At 44.4% G+C, this 20,442-nt stretch carries 22 protein-coding genes and 1 pseudogene; 12 read left to right on the top strand and 11 right to left on the bottom strand.

From position 1 onward, the window contains the following. Positions 1 to 8 precede the first annotated feature (8 nt). Entirely contained in the window at positions 9 to 1,232 is a 1,224-nt protein-coding gene (gene coaBC, locus D515_RS01240; protein ID WP_002535347.1) for a bifunctional phosphopantothenoylcysteine decarboxylase/phosphopantothenate--cysteine ligase CoaBC, read from the bottom strand. Between the two features lie 224 nt (positions 1,233 to 1,456). On the opposite strand from coaBC, the gene radC reads away from it, so the two are divergent. From radC to mutM, 5 genes are all read left to right on the top strand, one after another. Further along, positions 1,457 to 2,131 carry a RadC family protein gene (gene radC, locus D515_RS01235; protein ID WP_002535346.1) on the top strand — a complete coding sequence of 225 codons (675 nt, stop codon included), beginning with the start codon at positions 1,457 to 1,459 and terminating at the stop codon, positions 2,129 to 2,131. A 287-nt stretch (positions 2,132 to 2,418) separates the two neighbouring features. Further along, positions 2,419 to 2,655 carry a 50S ribosomal protein L28 gene (rpmB, locus tag D515_RS01230; RefSeq protein WP_002535345.1) on the top strand — a complete coding sequence of 79 codons (237 nt, stop codon included), beginning with the start codon at positions 2,419 to 2,421 and terminating at the stop codon, positions 2,653 to 2,655. 13 nt (positions 2,656 to 2,668) lie between these two features. Continuing rightward, a complete protein-coding gene (gene rpmG, locus D515_RS01225; protein ID WP_002535344.1) occupies positions 2,669 to 2,836 on the top strand; it encodes a 50S ribosomal protein L33 in 168 nt (55 codons plus the stop codon). Between the two features lie 378 nt (positions 2,837 to 3,214). Continuing rightward, complete coding sequence (locus D515_RS01220) at positions 3,215 to 3,721, top strand: hypothetical protein (protein WP_002535333.1); 507 nt, start codon at positions 3,215 to 3,217, stop codon at positions 3,719 to 3,721. A gap of 4 nt (positions 3,722 to 3,725) precedes the next feature. Continuing rightward, positions 3,726 to 4,535 carry a bifunctional DNA-formamidopyrimidine glycosylase/DNA-(apurinic or apyrimidinic site) lyase gene (mutM, locus tag D515_RS01215; protein WP_002535332.1) on the top strand — a complete coding sequence of 270 codons (810 nt, stop codon included), beginning with the start codon at positions 3,726 to 3,728 and terminating at the stop codon, positions 4,533 to 4,535. A gap of 30 nt (positions 4,536 to 4,565) precedes the next feature. Here mutM and coaD read toward each other — a convergent pair whose 3' ends face one another. Further along, positions 4,566 to 5,060, bottom strand: a complete 495-nt coding sequence (coaD, locus tag D515_RS01210) for a pantetheine-phosphate adenylyltransferase (protein ID WP_002535331.1) — start codon at positions 5,058 to 5,060, stop codon at positions 4,566 to 4,568. A gap of 185 nt (positions 5,061 to 5,245) precedes the next feature. Here coaD and D515_RS01205 point away from each other — a divergent pair, with 185 nt between their 5' ends. Continuing rightward, the gene (locus tag D515_RS01205; protein ID WP_002535328.1) at positions 5,246 to 6,283 is read left to right on the top strand and encodes a glycosyltransferase family 9 protein; all 1,038 of its coding nucleotides are present in this window, start codon (positions 5,246 to 5,248) and stop codon (positions 6,281 to 6,283) included. Here the strand turns inward: D515_RS01205 and D515_RS01200 are convergent. Together D515_RS01200 and D515_RS01195 are read right to left on the bottom strand one after the other, a co-directional pair. Beyond that, positions 6,276 to 7,058: a glycosyltransferase family 2 protein gene (locus tag D515_RS01200; protein WP_002535326.1), complete on the bottom strand. Its 783-nt coding sequence runs from the start codon at positions 7,056 to 7,058 to the stop codon at positions 6,276 to 6,278. The genes D515_RS01205 and D515_RS01200 overlap by 8 nt on opposite strands. After that, positions 7,055 to 8,110, bottom strand: a complete 1,056-nt coding sequence (locus tag D515_RS01195) for a glycosyltransferase family 9 protein (protein ID WP_002535324.1) — start codon at positions 8,108 to 8,110, stop codon at positions 7,055 to 7,057. The genes D515_RS01200 and D515_RS01195 overlap by 4 nt, the downstream gene beginning before the upstream one ends. A 98-nt stretch (positions 8,111 to 8,208) precedes the next feature. Here D515_RS01195 and D515_RS01190 point away from each other — a divergent pair, with 98 nt between their 5' ends. Then, positions 8,209 to 8,910 carry a 3-deoxy-D-manno-octulosonic acid kinase gene (locus D515_RS01190; protein WP_002535323.1) on the top strand — a complete coding sequence of 234 codons (702 nt, stop codon included), beginning with the start codon at positions 8,209 to 8,211 and terminating at the stop codon, positions 8,908 to 8,910. Here the strand turns inward: D515_RS01190 and waaA are convergent. After that, positions 8,907 to 10,169, bottom strand: coding sequence for a lipid IV(A) 3-deoxy-D-manno-octulosonic acid transferase (gene waaA, locus D515_RS01185; protein ID WP_039849465.1), 1,263 nt, complete (start codon positions 10,167 to 10,169; stop codon positions 8,907 to 8,909). The genes D515_RS01190 and waaA overlap by 4 nt on opposite strands. Before the next feature lie 73 nt (positions 10,170 to 10,242). Continuing rightward, complete coding sequence (locus tag D515_RS25860; protein ID WP_002535321.1) at positions 10,243 to 10,404, bottom strand: hypothetical protein; 162 nt, start codon at positions 10,402 to 10,404, stop codon at positions 10,243 to 10,245. Positions 10,405 to 10,522: 118 nt separating this feature from the next. Here D515_RS25860 and D515_RS25120 point away from each other — a divergent pair. Next, positions 10,523 to 11,555 (top strand): annotated as a pseudogene (locus tag D515_RS25120) (IS3 family transposase). Between the two features lie 14 nt (positions 11,556 to 11,569). Here D515_RS25120 and D515_RS26100 read toward each other — a convergent pair. Further along, positions 11,570 to 11,734 carry a glycosyltransferase gene (locus D515_RS26100; protein ID WP_239643915.1) on the bottom strand — a complete coding sequence of 55 codons (165 nt, stop codon included), beginning with the start codon at positions 11,732 to 11,734 and terminating at the stop codon, positions 11,570 to 11,572. A 286-nt stretch (positions 11,735 to 12,020) separates the two neighbouring features. Between D515_RS26100 and D515_RS01175 the strand changes: the two genes are divergently transcribed. Next, on the top strand, positions 12,021 to 12,959 hold the full coding sequence (locus tag D515_RS01175) for a WavE lipopolysaccharide synthesis family protein (protein WP_002535315.1): 939 nt from the start codon (positions 12,021 to 12,023) through the stop codon (positions 12,957 to 12,959). Here the strand turns inward: D515_RS01175 and D515_RS01170 are convergent. The 4 genes from D515_RS01170 to waaF all read right to left on the bottom strand — a co-directional run bounded on the left by D515_RS01170 (position 12,956) and on the right by waaF (position 16,883). Beyond that, complete coding sequence (locus D515_RS01170) at positions 12,956 to 13,678, bottom strand: glycosyltransferase family 2 protein (RefSeq protein WP_002535314.1); 723 nt, start codon at positions 13,676 to 13,678, stop codon at positions 12,956 to 12,958. The two genes, D515_RS01175 and D515_RS01170, sit on opposite strands and share 4 nt — an antisense overlap. Then, positions 13,678 to 15,258, bottom strand: a complete 1,581-nt coding sequence (locus D515_RS01165) for a glycosyltransferase family protein (protein WP_002535312.1) — start codon at positions 15,256 to 15,258, stop codon at positions 13,678 to 13,680. The genes D515_RS01170 and D515_RS01165 overlap by 1 nt, the downstream gene beginning before the upstream one ends. Continuing rightward, positions 15,249 to 15,644, bottom strand: a complete 396-nt coding sequence (locus D515_RS01160) for an HAD family hydrolase (protein ID WP_002535310.1) — start codon at positions 15,642 to 15,644, stop codon at positions 15,249 to 15,251. Before D515_RS01160 ends, D515_RS01165 begins: the two co-directional genes overlap by 10 nt. A gap of 186 nt (positions 15,645 to 15,830) precedes the next feature. Continuing rightward, a complete protein-coding gene (gene waaF, locus D515_RS01155) occupies positions 15,831 to 16,883 on the bottom strand; it encodes a lipopolysaccharide heptosyltransferase II (protein ID WP_002535308.1) in 1,053 nt (350 codons plus the stop codon). A gap of 245 nt (positions 16,884 to 17,128) precedes the next feature. On the opposite strand from waaF, the gene D515_RS01150 reads away from it, so the two are divergent. From D515_RS01150 to D515_RS01140, 3 genes are read left to right on the top strand one after another with little or no spacing between them, the layout of a single operon-like run. Further along, complete coding sequence (locus D515_RS01150) at positions 17,129 to 18,130, top strand: glycosyltransferase family 4 protein (protein WP_039849436.1); 1,002 nt, start codon at positions 17,129 to 17,131, stop codon at positions 18,128 to 18,130. Further along, on the top strand, positions 18,123 to 19,424 hold the full coding sequence (locus D515_RS01145; RefSeq protein WP_002535305.1) for an O-antigen ligase family protein: 1,302 nt from the start codon (positions 18,123 to 18,125) through the stop codon (positions 19,422 to 19,424). Before D515_RS01150 ends, D515_RS01145 begins: the two co-directional genes overlap by 8 nt. Continuing rightward, positions 19,405 to 20,436, top strand: a complete 1,032-nt coding sequence (locus D515_RS01140; RefSeq protein ID WP_002535304.1) for a glycosyltransferase family 9 protein — start codon at positions 19,405 to 19,407, stop codon at positions 20,434 to 20,436. The genes D515_RS01145 and D515_RS01140 overlap by 20 nt, the downstream gene beginning before the upstream one ends. The last annotated feature ends 6 nt before the right edge of the window (positions 20,437 to 20,442 follow it).

Below are 20,442 nucleotides of genomic sequence, written 5' to 3'. Positions count from 1 at the left end.
GCTGAGTGTTATTTGTTGGTGTAAAGTGCCGTGATTTCGCTGACAAGCTGGTTGCCAATCTCAGATTTACTTGCCAATGGCAGTGCCTTGTCACCTTTCGGCCAATAAAGGTGTAACGCGTTTTGGTCGCTGTTAAAGCCTTGCCCTTCCTGAGAGACATCATTGGCACAAATCAAGTCCAGAGTCTTCTTCTGAAGCTTACCGCGTGCGTACTGCTCTACATCTTGAGTTTCAGCTGCAAAGCCGACGGTAAACGGGCGACTTTCTTTCAGTGAAGCAACAGAAGCGACGATGTCAGGGTTTTTGACCAGTGTGATCGTCATATCATCTTCGCCATCTTTCTTTTTCATCTTCTGATCGGCCACATTGGCAGGTCTGAAATCAGCGACCGCCGCACAGGCGATGAAAATGTGATGTTTAGGAGCGTGGGCGTGAACAGCGTCATGCATTTCTTGCGCGCTTTCGACATTCACTCTGTTAACGCCATTTGGCGTTGGCAGGTTCACTGGGCCACTGACCAGAGTGACACTCGCGCCACGTTTAGCGGCCGCTTCTGCGATCGCATAGCCCATTTTCCCTGAGCTGTGATTGGTGAGGTAACGCACCGGGTCGATGGCTTCGCGGGTTGGCCCTGCGGTAATGAGAAAAGAAGTGCCGGAGAGATCGCCGTCGGTGAAGTGGTGTTCAACCAGTCCGACCAACTGCATTGGCTCTAGCATGCGACCTGGGCCAATATCACCACAGGCCTGTTCACCGCTTGCTGGCCCCCAAATTGGGTGGCCGCGTCGTTTCAACGTTGCGAGATTTTCCTGCGTGGCAACCGCGCGATACATTTGCTGGTTCATAGCGGGTGCAACAGCTACTGGCGCATCTGTTGCCAAGCAAAGTGTGGTGAGAAGATCATTGCCCATGCCTGCCGCCACACGGGCAATCAGGTCAGCAGTGGCGGGTGCCAACAATACCAAATCTGCCCATTTGGCGATTTCGATATGACCCATTGAGGCTTCAGCTGCAGGGTCTAGCAAGCTGTCAGACACGGGGTGGCCAGAGACTGCCTGCATGGTCAGCGGGGTGATAAATTCTTTCGCTGCGTGAGTCATGACAATGCGAACGTCAGCGCCACGTTCAATCAGGCGACGCGTCAGATCGGCACATTTATAAGCCGCAATACCGCCACCGATACCTAAAACAATCCGTTTGCCCGAAAGGGTCTGAGTGATTTTCTGAGCCATAACTAATGTAGCCAAAGGATAATGAGAGGAAAGATAACACAAAAGACCGGGAAAGCGCCTGTTACGCTCGACGAATGTGAAAGCGATATTATTCACGTTCGAAATGTAAATACGTAGCCACTCAAACTTGCCGAGTTTGTAAGTCTATCGCAGCGTTTTGATGATGATGTTGACGGTTTTTAAGGTGAAAGCGACGCTCGGGGTTTTCTTTTCCTGAGAATGTCATGTCCCTGAAAAACTTGCCTGAAGAGTGCCGTCCCCGAGAGAAGTTGTTGGCGAGAGGCCCAGAGTCTCTCACCAATGCAGAGCTTCTTGCCATTTTCTTGCGCACCGGCGTAAAGGGCATGAATGCGATTGAACTCGCTAGCTACCTTTTGGAGGACTTTGGTTCACTGAGAGGGTTAATGCAGGCTGAACTTAAACAATTCAGTGAACGCAAAGGGCTGGGCTCAGCGAAATATGCCCAACTTCAGGCCGTGTTGGAGCTTAGCAAACGTCACCTAGGTGAAACGTTGGCGAGGGAGGATGCACTTTCCAGCCCGTCACATACCGCCAGATACCTTTCCTGCAAACTTCGTGACCGCCCAAGGGAAGCCTTTCTCGTGCTGTACCTTGATAATCAGAATCGCCCTATAAAAGACGAGATTTTGTTTGAAGGTACAATCAATGCTGCCAATGTTTATCCGAGAGAAGTGGTTAAACGTTGTCTTGATGTAGGCGCCAATGCAGTGATTCTCGCGCATAATCACCCTTCAGGTATCGCTGAACCCAGCACAGCAGACCGTCATATCACCAACAGAATCGGTGATGCATTGGCTTTAGTGGACATTCGTTTGCTCGACCATATGGTGATTGGGGACGGGGACGTGGTATCCTTCGCCGAACGTGGTTGGATTTAAGGGTATTTCGGTACTCTGGTCGTCTTTAACACCTTTTCTCTAATTCGGTAGAAAGCCGCTAACATGGCGTTTTTTCTGGGGGTGAGTGAGGTTTACCTCAGGTCAACGTCACCTAGGTTGCTAAAAAACGATCAAAAACTGTCAAAAGGATCTGCTCGGGACTTGAGCAATGGAAAGACAGTTAGTATAATGCGCCACCTTTGATAGCCTTGACGTAGAGCCTGACCTTGTTTGCAGGACTGGCGGACAAGGTTGATATCGAGCTGAAACGATTTGGAGAGACATTCATGTCACGAGTATGCCAAGTAACTGGCAAGCGTCCTGTAGTTGGTAACAACCGCTCTCACGCTAATAACGCCACCAAGCGTCGTTTTCTGCCGAACCTGCAAACTCATCGTTTCTGGGTAGAAAGCGAAAACCGCTTCGTTAAACTGCGCCTTACCCCTAAAGGTATGCGCATCATCGACAAGAAAGGTATCGATACTGTTCTGGCAGATATCCGTGCCCGTGGTGAGAACGTTTAAGAGGACTTAAAGAATGGCTAAAGGCATTCGCGAGAAGATCCGCCTGGTATCATCTGCTGGTACTGGTCACTTCTACACTACTGATAAAAACAAACGTAACATGCCGGGCAAGTTCGAGATCAAGAAATTTGATCCAGTTGTTCGCCAACACGTTATGTACAAAGAAGCAAAAATCAAGTAATTGGTTTTCGCCTCTTATAAAGAACCCGGCTTTGGCTGGGTTTTTTTATATCTGTAAATCAGAGATTTCCGGATATATACCCAAACAACCTGAAGATGCAGGATTCAGCGAGATTGACTGGCGTTGTGATCGCGGCGTTCCTTTGTAGGTGTAGTCATCTCCATCAAAAAGGAACAACAAAGAGCACGGCGTCAGTCTACTCGCCCGAAGGGAGGCCATCAATGCGCCCACTTCTTCGTTAAACTCCACGGAAATAGAATGACTATTCCTCGGGGAATTTGCCTCGAATTGAACGTATTGATGACCTCTGAATGCGAGCATTTTCAGGTTGTTTGGGTATACACTTTAAGTGACGACTGATGACACTGAGAGTGAGTGATGGCTACACCGTCCCGCAGAACATTCAATAACTTCCTTATCCTGGGGATTCTGGCGTTTATCACACTGATAAACCTGCCAACCTACCTCAGAAGCCAGCTGGCAGACAGTGAGGCCGAACAACCGGTTGAGCAGGTTCTGCCTGATGGGATCATTGCGTTGATGCCATCCGATGTGGAAGTTAAAGCGCTGCGTTTTCCGAAATTTACCCTCACCAATGCCATGCCATGGCAAACCGATAAAAAGCTTTCTATCTCTGCCACTGAATTGGCAAACCGATGGATTAACCTGTCTGGCACAGAAATCGACACAGACACCTACGACAAGTTAAAGCCTGGTCTTCGTGAACCGGCGACTTTGGTCGTGGATAGAGGTGAAGCCGTTGAGCCTTTACGTCTGACCTATTATCAATTGCCTCAATTCTGGCTCATTCAAAACTGGGAAAACCGTTGGCTTGCAGTCTCAGTTGATCCAAACTACCTGTTCCCATTCGCCAACCAGAATTAGCAGGATGCCAGAATTACCGGAAGTTGAAGTGAGCCGTATGGGTATTAAGCCCCATGCGACGGATCAGGTGGTCACCAAATTGGAGGTCAGACAACCCAAGCTGCGTTGGCCTGTTCCGGACACCTTATTTGATATCGAAGGTCAGACAATTCGTGCAGTGAAACGCCGCGCAAAGTACTTGATACTGGAAACCGATATTGGCTACGCACTGGTGCATTTGGGGATGTCCGGCAGTTTACGTGTGTTGCCACAGGCGACAGCGCCGGATAAACACGATCATGTCGACTTGCACCTCTCCAATGGAAAAGTGATCCGCTATAACGATCCTCGCAGGTTCGGTGCCTGGCTTTGGCAGGAAAAAGGTGGCGACCACCCTGCTTTAGAGAAACTCGGTCCCGAGCCACTCACTGACGGGTTTACTGGTGAATATCTGTTTGATAAGGCAAAAGTGAAACGCACGGCTATTAAGCAGTTTATTATGGATAACGCCGTCGTTGTCGGGGTGGGGAACATCTACGCCAATGAATCCCTGTTCACCTCTAGAATTCATCCCCAACGTCCAGCAGGGCAGCTTAGCCTTGAAGAAGCTAATACGCTGGTGGCTGATATCAAAGACGTTTTGGCGACCGCCATTAAGCAAGGTGGCACGACGCTGAAAGACTTCACTCAAGCCGATGGTAAGCCTGGCTACTTTGCTCAAGAGTTGTTGGTGTACGGCAAGCAAGGAAAACCGTGTCCGGTGTGTGGCACTGAGCTTGAGAGTGTGAAGATAGGGCAGCGAAATACGGTGTTTTGCCCTGAGTGCCAAAAATAATAAAGCCCGCTTAAGCGGGCTTTGCCGTTGTTATTTCTTCAGTTGAGATTTCAATGCTTCGAGCACTTTGGGATGAACAAATCCGCTGGTATCGCCGCCGTGAAGTGCCACCTCTTTCACTAGAGTGGAAGAGATAAATGAGTTCTCTTCCGAAGGCGTGAGAAACACGCTTTCCAGCTCCGGCATCAAACGGCGGTTCATGTTCGCTAGCTGAAACTCATATTCGAAGTCGGAGACTGCACGTAGTCCGCGCACAAGGATATTTGCCTGATACTGTTTGGCAAAGTCCACCAAAAGCCCGGAGAAACCCACCACACTGACATTGTCGAGATGCTCGGTCACTGCTTTTGCCAACTGGACACGCTCTTCAAGGTCAAACAGGGGCTTTTTGCTTGGGCTGGCAGCGATACCCACGACGACTTCATCAAACATTGAAGCCGCGCGCTCAACCAAATCAACGTGGCCATTGGTAATCGGATCAAAAGTACCCGGATAGATCACTCGAGTGATGGCTTTCTTGCTCACAGTCGTACCCTGCAATTTTCTAAACTGGCGACATGCTATCAAAAACTCATGGAATTTGATTCCCCACTACGACCCAACATGATGAAAATACCTACACAACCGACATTTTTTCTTTTCATCCAACGCTTAGCGACACGCGGCTCATCAGGTATGATCATGGGTGAATTCGGCACCGGGTAGTGATAATGAAAAAAATCCTTGTCATCAGAAACGATAAAATTGGCGACTTTATGCTGGCGTGGCCGGCATTTGCCATGTTGAAGCAATCTATGCCAGACGCAGAAATTACCGCCTTGGTACCGTCCTACACCAAAGCGTTGGCTGAGCTTTGTCCTTCGATTGATAAGGTACTGGTAGATTGCGGTAAGAAAGCGGATAAATTGAACAAGAAAGCGCTAATCAGCCAATTGAAAGCTGAGCAGTTTGACGCTTCCATTTGTTTTTTTTCAGATAGCTACAATGCGACTCTGGTTTGGAAAGCGGGAATACCTTTCCGATTGGCACCAGCGACGAAAATATCGCAGTTTCTTTACAATCACCGCGTGACGCAGCGTCGCTCACAATCAGCTAAACCTGAGTTTGAATACAATCTTGATCTCGCGCGTGCTTTCCTCGCAAAGCTGGACGTGGAGGTCAAAGAAGTCAGTGCACCTTATCTCTCTTTTGATGGCGAAACGCTGTCTGCCCAAAAACAGAAGCTTTCTTCCGGGTTGGGACTGAATCTCGATAAACCTTGGCTGTATGTGCATGCAGGGAGTGGTGGCTCAGCGAATAACCTGTCCTTGGCGCAGTACACAGATTTGGTCGTTGGTGTTGCCTCAGATAAAGAGATTGAAGTGGTGCTTACCGCGGGGCCAGGGGAAGAAGAGAAAGCAGCGGAACTGCAATCCCTGCTAGCGGAAAAGTCGGTTCACGCTGTCGTCTATGACAAGAACGATGGCTTGCAGGATTTCACCCAATCCATCGCGTGTGCAAGTGCATTTATTGCGGGTTCCACTGGGCCTTTGCACATAGCAGCGACGATTGATGTCCCAACCATTGGCTTTTTCCCTGCTAAGCGCAGCGCCACACCCCTTCGCTGGAAACCGATCAATAGTGAAGGGCGCCATATTGCGTTTGCTCCGCCAGCAGCGAAAGACAAGGAAGAGGCGGCAGACATGTCTAAGGTTGCAATCGAAGCCATTCTGCCAGACGTAAAGAATTTCTTGGGACGCGTTATTTAGCGGCGCGACTGTCGTTAGCCCTAATCCACAAATCAGCGTACTTCACAAAGGTGGAGTGCGCTGAAAGCACCGCAATTAAAAAACCCTGTTTGCCATCCAAGAAACCACGTTTCAGCACATACATCTTCAGGAAGCACCCCAGTGCATGAAGAATCCCTTGGCTGATACTGCTTTTCTTTCCCCGTGCCTGACGTCCGTCTGCCCAAGACTTGGCATAGAATGCAGACTTCACCAGATACTGGTGCAGATCCCGATAAGAGTAATGCAACATATCACCATTAAGCGTCTGCTTGGTGGAGCCTTCAGGCTCAATGATTTTCTCGTGTACCAGTGCGTCGTTGTAGCCAGTTAGCTCGCGAGGATATAGGCGTACAATTTTGTCGTACCAGCCAGAGTGTTTGAGGAACCTGCCAAAGACCCACGTCGTACGACGAAGAATAAATAGCGTTTTCTGCGGTGGGTTGGCAAGTACGCCAAGAATGCTGTTTTTAAGCTCTTCAGTGATCACTTCGTCCGCATCAATCGCAAGCACCCAATCTTTGGTGGCGTGGCTTTGTGCAAGCTGCTTTTGCTTACCAAATCCTGGCCACTCAGCGTTCACGAACACCTTAGCGCCCGCGGCTTCTGCAATGGCTACGGTGTTATCTGTGCTGCCAGAATCGACAACAATGATTTCGTCCACCCAATCAAGAGAAGCGAGGCATTCAGGCAATATCTGCTCTTCGTTTTTGGTGATGATAATCGCGCTGATGGTGGCGCGCTGAGCCTGGCTCATAGCAGTTCCTCTTTCTCGGTGACTTCATCGAATCGAGCTATCACCGACTCAATCGTAATGCGTTGCATGGCGTCCTCGTCTTTCACTCTGGTGCGCCAGGAAACTTCGTCGACAGTTTTACCCGCCTCCGATTCAATAGCTTCGGCATAAGCACTGACCACATAGTGTCGCCAGTTATAGGGGCCGGTTCGGGCTGGGTTGTGATGGGCATAAAGCCCAATCACTGGTGTACCGACGGCATTGGCAAGGTGAGCTGGGCCACTGTCGGGTGCCAGTACCAACGAAGCGTGCTTTTCGAGTGCCAGTAGTTGGAGCAGGGTGGTTTTGCCAATGAGGTTTTTCACGGGTTGCGATAGCTGGCGCTCAATCGCCTGACCTAACTCAACTTCAATTTTTCCAGGGCCACCTACGAGGATAACGTCAAAACCCTTGCGTAATGCATGCTCGATGACCCCCGCGTAGCCTTCTGCTGTCCAGTTTTTGAATGCTTTGCTGGCCGCAGGCGCGACCACAAGGGTAGGCTTTCCATTCATTTGGCCTTCTGCCCAAGTGAGGTCCTCATCCGCAATGGGTAATGACCATGTTGGCGTTTGGGGCTGGATCCCCAGCGCTTCAGTAAACGCCATAAAGCCGTCAAGAACATGAAGCGATTGGGGTGATGGCACTTTGACATTGGTAAATAAGGATTGAAGGTCGCTAGCTCTTACTTTGTCGAAACCGAGTCGGTATTTGGCTTTGATGCCGACTGAAAGCAAGCTGGCGCGAATGGCGCTTTGCATGTGCAGAAGCGCATCAAATTTTTGCCCTTTCAGCGATTGCCACACCGCTTTCATTCCCTTGAATCCCTGCTTCTTATCAAAGGCAATAACAGTGACACTCGGTAAAAGAGGCGTTAGCAAAGCGGCCTCTGCTTTACCCGCTATCCAGGTGATTTTGGTATCGGGCCATTGAGATTGAATGGCTTGAACAGCAGCCATTGCGTTGCATACATCACCAATCGCTGAAAGACGAAGGACACAAAGGGACTGAGGTGCGGTGGAAAAAAGGGCCATGATGCTGCTTATGTGGTTATCTTGACTGAAATTATGCAGTTGCCGATCTGCAATGTAAAATGCCTTCGATGAGAATAGGCCTATTAATGGGAGTGCCTGTGGAATTGCTGGCTGATAACAACATCCGCGTTTGGTTCGATGAGACTTTGCTGAAAGAAGATGCATTAAAAAGCTTCGATATTGCTTTCTGGCAAGATAAAGACGCGGTGATCGGGTCAGCTACAGGTCGTGGTACTACCTGGTTTGTGAAAACGGAAACCGTTTCTGCCGCGCTGCGTCACTATCGCCGTGGTGGGCTATTTGGCAAGCTGGTCAGCGACAGTTATTTCTTTACCGGATGGGAAAGCACCCGCTCTGCTGCAGAATTTAACTTGCTCCATTACTTGCGCGAGCAGGGCATTCCCGTTCCACGCCCCTTGGCGGCAAGAGCGATAAAAGACGGGCTGACCTATCAAGCCGATATTCTGGTCGAAAAGATTGATGGTGCGAAAGACTTGGTTGATGTGTTGAGGGCCTCACCGCTCACTGAAGACAAGTATCGCGACATAGGAAAGCTAGTTCGAAAGCTCCATGATGCAGGCGTTTGCCACACTGATCTGAACATTCACAATATCCTGCTCGACGACAAAGGCGCTTTTTGGTTGATTGATTTTGATAAGTGCGGCCGTCGCTCAGGTGAGGGTTGGAAAGCCGCAAACTTAAGCCGTTTGCAGCGATCGTTTCGTAAAGAGGTGGGCAAACGCCAAATCCAATGGCAGGAGTCAGACTGGCAGTTTTTACTTCAAGGCTACGGTCATTAACTTTCAAACCATTGGTTAATAGTGTCGAGCGTTTTCGTGACAGCGCCTCTATTCTTCTCCATCACTGACAATGCAGCTTTGCCGGCTTTTTCACGCTGTTCATTGTTATTTAGCAGCGAGACAATCTGAGCGGCTATCTCTACTGGGCTTTCTTTTACCGTGCATGCACCGACATCGATAAGCTGCTCAGCAATCACTTGAAAGTTGAAGTAGCTTGGGCCAGTTACCAGCGGCTTGGACAGCGAAGCCGGTTCCAAAAGGTTATGCCCGCCAACTTTATCGCCAACAAGACTCCCCGCCATAAAGGTCACATCGCTTGCTGCAAAGAGGTTCATCATTTCGCCAATGGTATCGCCAAGGTAAACCTGAATATCTGGGCTGACTACCTGTCCTAAGCTGCGTCTTGCCAGTGAAAATCCATGAGACTCGACGAGGGTCGCGACATCACTAAAGCGCTCAGGATGCCTTGGAACCAATATCAACAGAGCGTCAGGCTGGCTTTCAAGCACTAACTTGTGCGCATGCAGCAATATTTCATCCTCGCCGGGATGTGTACTCGCGGCTATCCAAACCGGTCTTTGGGCAAGCTGTGACTTCAGCTCAGTCACTGCAGGTGAGTGGACGTCAAAGTCTGGCAAATCGAATTTGACCGAACCGGAAACAGAAACATTATCTTTGCTGACACCAAGCTCGACAAAACGTCGGGCATCATCGTCGAATTGGCAGAGAATATGATTAATACTGTCAGAAAATATTCTAAATAGTGCTTTGACTCGTTGGTAACCGCGTTTTGATTTTTCAGAAAGGCGCGCGTTCATCACAACAACGGGAATACCCGCCTTTTTTACTGTAGTCAGAGTGTTAGGCCACAGCTCGGTTTCCATAATCAGCATGATTTTTGGGTCAACACACTTGATAAAGCCCTTAACCGCAAAGCTAAAATCGATGGGCATGTACCTATGCTCTATACCTTCAATCTTCGAGGCAATTTCTGCACCTGTCGCAGTGGTAGTAGTCACCAGAATGGCTTCATTGGGATAGTGTTTTTGTAGTGCTTGAATGATGGGTTTAGCGGCAATCACTTCACCGACAGAGACAGCATGGATCCAAATGGGGTTCTCCCCGTTTAAAGGGGGCGTGTGTCCAAAATGCTCAACCCAGCGTTTACCGACCTTGGGCTTTCCATCTTTGGCTCTGTAAAGGCCAAAGAGCAGAAACGGAGCGGCAATAAGCAATAAAAAAGTATAGAGAAAGCGCACGGCTGAGCCTTTTTCGAAAAATGAAAGGCTAGTGTACAAAGGGCTCCCCTTAGAGAGAACCCTTTATCAAAAACTATCGTTGTTTGGTGATGTCTTCTTGCACGAGAAGTGCTTCGACTTGCTCAGCATAACTCACTTTGTGGGTATACTTTTCGCTGTCGCATGCTGCAACAAGATTCACAACAATGAAAAAAGCAGCCAGCCCAAGAAGTCCTTTGATGAGGCGATCTGGCATTTCAACGCGCCATTGCTTTGCTGCAACCAGGATCGGAATTAACGCGATTGTTTACTCCCCTTATGTTGAGACAGTCTGTCTAAACTGGAGTTTTCTGCCACATAAAAGCAAGAACACCATGAAAAAATCACGCTTCACCGAATCTCAGACCGTCTCCATCCTCAAAGAGGCTGATGCAGGCGTGAAAGTGGATAATATTTGCCGCTGGCATGGCATCAGCAATGCGACCTATTACAACTGGAAAGGCAAATATGGTCTTGGCTGCTTCAGAGTTCAAGTGCACTAAAGAGCTTAAAGCAGAGAATGCCAAGCTGAAGAAAATGTTTGCCGATGTCAGTCTCGAAAACCATGCCATGAAGGAGTTGTGCGCAAAAAAGGGCTGGTAGTGCGTGAGAAGGGAGATTGTGCACGCACATTGGCTACTGCAGGCCTCAGTGTTTTGAAGGCTTGCCAACTTACGCTATTGTGACGAGCGAGTTACTATCGCACCCCGAAGTACTGGCGTGTTCACGATGTTGAAGTTACTGATGCAATTAATGCGGTATTGGAAAAAGCGCCCAATGCCGGATTTTGGAAATGTTTTTGGCTAATAGAGCGAAAGCACAAGCGGTTCAATCATAAACGCGTGTACCGTGTTTACTGTCGCATGGGTCTTAACCTAAAACACCGTCAAAAGCGTGTATTGCCCGCACTAATAGCGATACCACTTTATGTTGTTGATGAGCCCAACAGCCGTTGGGCATTGAATTTCATGCATTGCTCTCTGTATTGAGGGAAGCTTTTTCGCACTCTCAACCTTCTGGATTAAAGGACACGTGAGTGGCTGGCTATTGAGAACGATACCAGCTTGCCCGCAGGTCGAGTTGTTAGAGTACTGGAGCAGCTAAAGAACGAGCGCGGTTTACCGAATCAACTTCGCGTCGATAGCGGGCCAGAGCTCCTTTCAGAGCGAAGATACATTCAGCCAGGAAAACCTCAGCAAAATGGATTTGTGGAGCGCTTCAATGGTTCACTCCGTCACAAGTTTATGGATGCTTATTTTTGGCTCACTTGAACAAGTACAAGACATGGCATGGGTATGGATGTGTCATTATAACGAACATCGTACTCAAAAGAGGCTAGGAAATATCCCTATGGCCGAATACCAGTAGGAAACTGGAAACCTCTAGCGGTGTGTTGCCTCGTTAAAGGGTAAGTGGACAGCAGTGAGCGCAGCTTCCTTTCCAAAGTTTCTGGAAAGGTTTAGCAATTTAACGCGCTTATCCAAGGGAGCCATATCTTTGAGTACGGCTAGTGTGTTGTCTTTACTGCCATCATTTACAAATACCAACTCATAGGTAAAACTGGTTGGCTATAGTATTTCAGTGATTTGCTTGTGAAAGGTTTATGGCACTTCCTGTTCGTTATAGCGCGGGCAAATAATTGAGATATTGGGTTGGTCCATTTTAGCTCCAGTAGATGCTCTCAAGGAAAGGAGGTTATGAAAAGTTACCAATATTGCGTGATTGGAACAGGTTCTTATTTCCAGTGATTGCTATCCCTGTCATCACGATATTGTATTCGGTGGAACGATATTCAATACTGTGCCTATTTGGTTGTTGAGCTGATGAATGCTAATGAGCACTAAGATCCAAGATGAAGACATTACCTTTGTTGTCCAAGGCCCAGTTCAAGGCAGTGATATCCGTTCTCAGATCCCGGGGATAACCCAGCGATGCTTGGAGAGTGTAAGACGTTATTTTCCAGGTGCGACGATTGTTTTATCGACTTGGAAAAATCAAAAGCTTGATAACCTCGATTACGATGTGTTGCTTGAACTTGACGATCCTGGGCAAAACACTGTTTTCAATAACGATGTGGAACAACGCCTCAACAACAATAGACAGTTGTACAGTACCCACCAAGGCTTGAAAGCCGTGAAAACTCGCTATGCGGTGAAACTGCGTAGCGATAACCTTCTTTCTGGACGGCAGTCTGTGACGCTTTTTGAGCAATACCACAATACTAATAGAAGGGCTGAAGATGCTTTGTTTGAATCTCGTGTTTTGACAAGCAGTGCCTTTTTCATCTCCCATCATCGCGGTGCACCTAATTACTTCTGCAAGAGTGATTTGTTCGACTTTGGCCTTACTTCCGATCTGCTAAAAATATGGTCAGACAAGCTGCTGGATGACCAGTACTTTTACCCTGTGCCAGGCTATAAAAGTCGCCCTCCAGCGACAGAGCAATTTTTATGCTTGAAATGGATTTCTGAGCTTAAGAGTTTAGATTTGAAAATTAATACCCGGGTGAATGATGATGCGGGATTGGGAAGTGATTTTTGGGGGCGTTGCATTGCGGCAAACCTGATTGTGGCAAAACCGGAAGAAATTGGACTCGATACAACGGAGCGTTTTTATAATCGCGGAAATCTGGTGTTCGAATACGATTTTGCCGACTGGAAAGAGCTGGCAGGCATTGAACCTCAGCCGCTTAATGTAAAAAAAGCGGTAAGGTTTTTTCGGAACACCGTCGAAAATACATACCGCTTTTTTTATCAAACCCTTAAGCGTTAATTTTTTTTAAACGCTTCATACTCATCGGGCACGCCACAGAAAATGACGTCCTCTCTAGGAATGAGGTGATAGTGGACTGACTTGTCCTGCTGAATGAGATGATTGTATAGCGGGGCGACATACAGCTCACCTTTTTCCCAAAGCTCTTCTCTTTCTAAGTAGAAGTTATACGCTTCAAGAAAATCTGCTGTTGATGCAAAGTGGTAGAGACCTGTACAACAAAGATCTGAAATTGGGCGCTTTTCTGCTGTTTCGGTAACTTCCGTTGAAGTGTTACTTTTCGGAAGTACGAAAGACCAGTTGTCACCGCTTCCTCGAAATACCTCAAGATAACTGTCTTTACTTGGTAGTAAAGCAGCAGGGAATTCGAACCCTGGGCGGAAGGTATCTATGTTAAAAATAGTGATAGGCTCTGCTTCATCTCTGCAGCCCTTCAACCCCTGAAAAACGGTTTCTGCTTGTCCGCGAGTCTCGCCTTCCAGTGCAACCACATGACATGTTTTGATACCCAAAGACTTCGCCTTCTCTAAGACAAACTTAGGTGTGTCAAAAACATCTCTAACAATAAAGAGAAATGGCTCTGACTTGAAATAGCGTTCGAAACTTTTTACGGCATGTTCGAATACAGTAATGCCTTTCGCTTCGAGCATATATTTAGGCTCTTTGTAACCCGCTTTAAAAAATCGTGAGCTTAATCCTGCCATTGGTATAATAATCATTACAATGACTCCTCCAGTAAGTCTGCAATTCTAAAAGCATTAGAAAATAATGCCATTTGTCTATTTTCATCATCGCTATGTAACGGAAGCATTGATAGAAAAAGATGTAACTGCATTGCTAATAACTCCCGATAGCAGACAGAGTACTTTCTTTCAATGTTATCTATGAAAATTTTCTGAACTTCTAGTAGTTGATTGGAAGAAGGTAACTCAAAATTAATACTATTTTCGTCATGTGAAATTTTATAATAACCTGCGATGATCCAATCATAACCACCAATAATAGAATGGCTAAGCTTTGCTAAATCATAGCGAATATCTCCGTAAATAGAAAATTCACCATCGGATGTTAATCCTCTTGGATCCACCGTCTTAATGTTGGACGTTCTAAAGTCGAAAAGAATATTACTAAAACAAAAGTCACCATGGACAACTGTACACATACCTTTGTCGCTTGGTAAAAATTTATTCGCAAGTGAGATTAAACTATTTACTGAATGCTTTTTACATGAATTGTAGGACCAAACTTTATCCCTACTTATATTTTTTGAATTACAGAATAATTCTAACCTTTCTTCTGTTTTCTCAATAAAAAGTCTTTCTAGATCTCGGTCAGATGTGCTTACTTTTTTATACTCTAAACATGCATCAATAAAGTTAAAACAACCAGTTAAGATCCGCTTCCATGTCATAACAGGAAGACGGCTAAAAACGTAGAGTTCGTTGAGCGCCGTATGATGGAGGTATTCTAATTCGTAACTTACTTTCCTCTCATCGGAATCAAAGTTTAGAAGTTGAGGTAGATATTTACGAAGTCTACTGGGGATCCCTTCAAACCATAAGGCTTCGGCCATTATCTTATTATTATTTTCACTGGTCTTTTTTACACTATCAGCTGATATTTCTAGCTCATTAAAGCTTCGTTGAGTAGTAAAAGCTGCTTTGGAGTGGAAGTAAGTGTGTATATGACCAAAATCAAGCCAGTCATCAACATGAACTGACTTCATCGGATGTTTTCCATGATAGTGATTTATACCATCTAAGAAGTTCCATCGCTTATGAATAAGAGACTTAACCAGACTGCTTGGATGCTCAAAATTAAAAAAGCCATTTACTACAGAGTGAGTGTTTTCCGGCTCTAAATTAGAATTCTCTTTTAACCAGACATCGCCATCAGAGCTTAAATAGGCCCACTGGTAATTGTCCTTTACTTGGCTTACGGCGATACAATTTATATCCTTTGGATAGTCGAGTAGAAGCGTATCACCATATAATAAAGTCAGGCCTTCATTTTCATCAAAATCAATGAGATTGAGAGCGGCGACAATTGATTCACCGAGGCCTAGTTGTTCTGGGAGAAATATGGTTGTGACTTTGTTAATTTTCAACCAATCTTGGTCGTACTCATCAAGTGAAAATGTCTCAGGTAGCGTTAGAAAAATTTTCTCACTGGGTGCAATACGAGAGATCTGGTGTTGGAATAACCGCCTATTACCCAATGGCAAAAATGAAGGAGGAAGAGCTCCGAATTCGGATTGTAGTTCTGCTCCGCAGAATGCAGCTGATGCAATTAGGAACATAAGTTCTGTATCTCCAATTTTTCCTTTTCTAATAGCGCCGTAATTTCATCAAATGTCATTTTTGCGAACTCGCTAGGGCGAACAGAACGATCGTCAATATAAAAACCTTCTTTTCCACACCATGGCTTACCAACAAGTACTTCATCATATGGAACATCATGCTCATCTAGCCATTGAGTAATTATAGGTAAGGTATGGATGTTGATCTTACCAACATTACCGCTAAATGTTCTCATATTGCGTGCAGTGTTGATTACAATTTGGAAACCCTGATTTCTGTATTCTCTTAACTGTTCTATGACAGGAGTGTTGGGGGATACTTTTTCATAGTCATTTGTATCGCCAAGGGTGATCGTATTATCCAAATCGACAATTAACTTTTTCATAGCTAGGGTTATTTTCACCTGAGTTGTCACGGTGATAAATGATCGCAGTTTATGGATGCGACTTCCTCACCGTTTTGTTAAAGTTTCTATCGATAAAGTCTCTCATATGAGGGAGCAAAACCACAGCATTTTCCCTGCAAAGCTTTGAAGTGCGAATGCAAATCATGGTTATGCTCTTAAAAAAAACTAAGACTGCTTTATCCGTTTATAAGCCGAAAATACTGTACTAGGGGATAACTCATCCAGGCATTTCAAATGTTCAAGGGGACATTGTCTTTTGAAGCATGGTCTACAGTCAATGTCGTTACTCACAATTGCAACTCGTGTTGACAAAGGGGGAGTATACTCGGGTGAGCTTGATCCAAATATAGCCACTATTCTGGTGTTAACTGAAGCGGCGACGTGCATCAGGCCTGAATCATTTGAGAACACAACGTTACAAGCTGCTAGCACATCAACAGCATCGTTCAAGGAGGTCTTACCTGCTAAATCAAAGCAATTTTTCTGCAGGTGCTTGGGAATTAGATGAATGATTTTACGAGTGACATCTTTATCTTTTGGACCACCAAAGAAACAAATTTGTTTGCCTTCTTCCAGAAGCCACTCCGCGACTTTTGCGTAATGCTTTTCTGGCCACCTTTTTGCTGGCCCAAACTCAGCTCCGGGGCAAATTCCAATAATATCTTTGCTATTATTGATACTGAATTTTTTTAAGCAATTGATTTTATTGTCTTCATCGATAAGAAGAGACGGCTTTGGGATATCCTTCAATTGCACTTGTTCGACCATGTCTTGATGTGTGTATGCAAGCGCAACGTAGCGTTCGACCATATACTGAAAAATGTTACGGCTAGGCCTAAGATCATTTAGGAGGCCATATCGCATCTCTCCTTTCCAGCCAGTTCTAACAGGGATATCAGCGAACAATGGTATCAGCGCAGATTTTGCTGAGTTAGGTAAAACAATAGAATGGGTGTAGCTTTCCCGTTTTAGTGATCGACCAAGTCTCCAACGTCCAGCAAGGTTAAACTCGCCATGACCTATGGGCATTTCTATCGCTCTATCCACCTCCGGCATTCGCTCGAGAATAGGTCTGCACCAAGCTGGAGCCAATACATGAATTCGCGCATTGGAGAACTTTGCTTTGATTGTTTTGTACAAGCTTTGTGACATCACCATGTCACCGACCCATGAAGGGCCTATGATTAACCATCTTGAAGCGTGTTGTGATGAATGCATAACGGCGATTAAACCCGTACCTTTAGGTCTCTTAAGAGGTTATTGTACTTATAATGAGCTGAGCTTCATAGTGACAAAATAGGGCTTGTGAGGCTTTAAAGAATTGAGATGCAATGTCGGGATCCTTATAATCGGTATAAGAGTAGGACAACCAATCCAGGTAGTGTAGATACTCCTCAGAAGGCGAATTTATGAGTGTTACCTCGAAGACCGCAGTTTTGTGTTTATCTCATTTTCGAGGAGGCATGGAGCTAGACGCACTTAAGCAAACTAATCTGTTTTTAAGCTATGGCGTAGATGCTGTACTGATCTGTAGGAAAAATACATTTCTCGAACAAATAGCAAAAGAGCAAGATATTCCGCTAATAAGCATTGACTTCAAGGCAAAGTTGAGTATTCCTTTAATCTTTGGTTTAAGAAAAGCGATTAAAGAAATAGATATTAATACGTTGATATTCTTCGGAGCTTCAGAAATAAAATCTATCTATTTTTCCGTGATGGGGACTAATTGTCGAGTTATTGTACGGCATGGTACAACTAAATCTTCATCTAAGAAAGATCCGATCCATCGTATATTCTATAGCTGTGTCTCTGACTATGTGGGAATAAGTGAGCATTTGTCGAGAAATATTCTAGATATTTTACCTGCAAGCGAAGGTCAGGTTCATACTATATATAATTCTTTGGATACTAATGATATTGGTTTTAATAGAAATTCATCACTTACTTTTCTTCATATTGGTAGAGTGGAAAATGGGAAAGGTGTGATAGATGCTATCAAGGCTTTGTCGAAAGCTAAAATACCTATTCAGAGTAAAGTTATTACATATGTCGGATCGATTGAAGAGAAATCTGTCCAGAAAGAAATTGAGAGACTAGCTTTGGAGGGCGGTGTTAATGTTGTATTTGAAGGTTTCTGCAAGAATGTATCCTCTTTCTACAGTGACAACAGTTTTTTTCTTTTCCCAAGTTATGGCGAAGGATTACCAAATGTTATGCTTGAAGCCATCTCAAAAGGCTTAAGTTGTATAACTTATGACAACACCGTATTTTCGGAGTTTATTAAGCTAGGTTTTGATGGTGTCTACTTAGCTGAAGATAGAAATATTGATGACTTGTCCAAAATGATTGAAATTGCATATCAAGAAAGAAAAGGGGTCAACTTAGAAGCTAATATGACTCGTTTTAACGATGTCTTTTCCATTAATGGTAATATTAAGAAATGGTTGGAACTGATTGATGGCTAGTTCTACTAATTTAAATAGGTTGGATTTTTTTGGTGGCAAGTCATTATTATATAGAATAGCACTAAGCTTTTTCTTTTTGTTTGCTATGTCTATCTCAACTTCAAAGGCTGGGATGAATGTCTCGGCATCGATGCTTGCCATTATTTCTGTTTTTGTTTTTCTTTTTAATATAAAGAAAATCCATAAAAGTCGTCATATTAAAAATATTTTTAATTTGTCACTTTTTATATACTTTGCATTTGCATTTTCTAGTTTTTTTCATCCTAATTCTATAGACTTAAAAGAGTACCTATATAAAAATCTCTATTTGCTCGTAATTCCCATAGCTACTTTTTTTCTTGCTTTTTCAGATATAAGGAAAAAGGCCATAATATTATTTGTCATTTCTAGCTTTGCATCTGCTTTATATAGTATATATAATTTTGTTACTGTTGCAGAGTTTAATGTTATGGTTAGGACAAGTGGTTTTCTCTCCTCGGATAGGCATTTAAATGCAGTTATTTTTTCTTCCTGTATCTGTCTGCACTATTTGTTTAAAGATAGTTTGAGCAACAGACTAAAGATTCTGGCTGTTTTTATGCTTCTTACTTTTTTAATAAGCTTGATAGTATCGAGTACAAGGGGCGGGTGGCTCGCTGGGACAGTATCAATTTCTTTCTTAATCTTAAGGTTCCATCGAAGGTTCGTTCCTCATGTTACTATTATCTTCTTCTTCTTAACTATATTATTTAGTTTTTTCGGTGGAGGGGTTTATAAAGAGGTGTCTAACCGTTTTTCATCAATTACTAATATAAGTACAGATTACTCTAATACGTCAAGAATCAATATGTGGAAAGGCGGTATGAACTATTTGCTTTATCTTACCGAGACCCAACCAACGACTATGATTTTTGGAGGAGGAATGAATAGCTCCGCCTCAAACTATTTTCAATACTTGGAACAATTACCGGAACAACAACGGCTTTCTTACGGTGTTGATGGTGAGAGACTTGGAGGAACTGATTTCCATATGACATTTATTGATATGTCAGTCAAATCAGGAGTTTTATTTACACTAATAATTCTAAGTCTTTTTACTATTATATCGATCCGTGCAGTATTTAGTAAGGGAGGTGATGATTTTGTCATTTTTACTTCGGCTTACCTATTGGGTGTGTTCCTTTGGCTTCCATTTTACAGTATTATGCAAGGCTATTCGGCATATATTTTTACGTTTGCTATCGCAATAGTTTTGTCTGAAAGCGTAAAGATTGACTTTAATAGCGGGAGAGCAAATGAAATACAGCTGGTTTGAAAAAGGAGCCTACGCAGCTCCGGTGGCTAAAAAATTCTTAGCATCTAATTTCCAACCTGAAAAAATAACAAAAATAGCTGTTATCCGACAAGCGGCTCTTGGTGATCTAGTACTTGTACGGCCTTTTCTAATAGAGGCTAGGAAGTTTTTCCCAAATGCAGAAATAGTTTTAGTCGGTGCTACTAACTACAAATATGGCTTACCCAGCGATTTGGCCGACTGTACATATATCATGTATGGAAAAGACGTTAAAAATAATTATTCTTTCTCTGAAAAGTTAAGCAACATAAAAGGTTTAGGAGAGCAAGACATTATTTTCGACTTGTCCTGTACAAACCGTTCTCTATGGTTGACTGTGCTGAATAAAGCGAAATTAAAGTTTGGGTTCCCTTACAAAGCAGTACTGAATGGTACTGTTTATAATGTGTCTGTACCTCGCTCTGATTTCCAACATGAGCTCGATTCTATGCTCGACATGTTAAGATTCCTCGGGCATGTACCGCCACACATACCTGATTTCGGCTATCCAGACAATCGATGTTTTAGTGCTCTAGAGAATCAAAGATTTGTATACTTCAATGGAGCATCTACTGAATCAAAAATTCTACCAAAACAGCAGATGTATAGTTTAATGAGTGATACTGCAGTGGCCTTTCCAAATACTAAACACTGCTATTTAGAAGGTGTTCATGACCGTGAGAAAGGAGATTTCTTAACTCCTCTTCTGACTGAACATGACAATATAGAGATCATTGAAAACAAAAGCCTAGAGCAACTGACAGAGTACTTAGCTCGTTCTGCTATGGTTATTGCTCCTGATACCGGGATACGAAATTTGGCTATTGCCACTCATACACCGACGGTAGGTATTTTTTACTCAACAGTACCATTTAGATACACTCCGAAATATGAATCTGGACACGTAATGGTGATGAATGCAGACAGCTCAATTCCAACAAATGGTCAAATAATTGAGGCTATTCGTAACAATCTCAACTCTCTGTCTTTGTGATTAAGA

This window comes from Grimontia indica, from assembly GCF_000333895.2.
In the GTDB taxonomy this organism is placed as follows: domain Bacteria; phylum Pseudomonadota; class Gammaproteobacteria; order Enterobacterales; family Vibrionaceae; genus Enterovibrio; species Enterovibrio indicus.
Note: the sequence above shows the minus strand (reverse complement) of the source record. Positions and strands in the feature narration are given on the sequence as shown.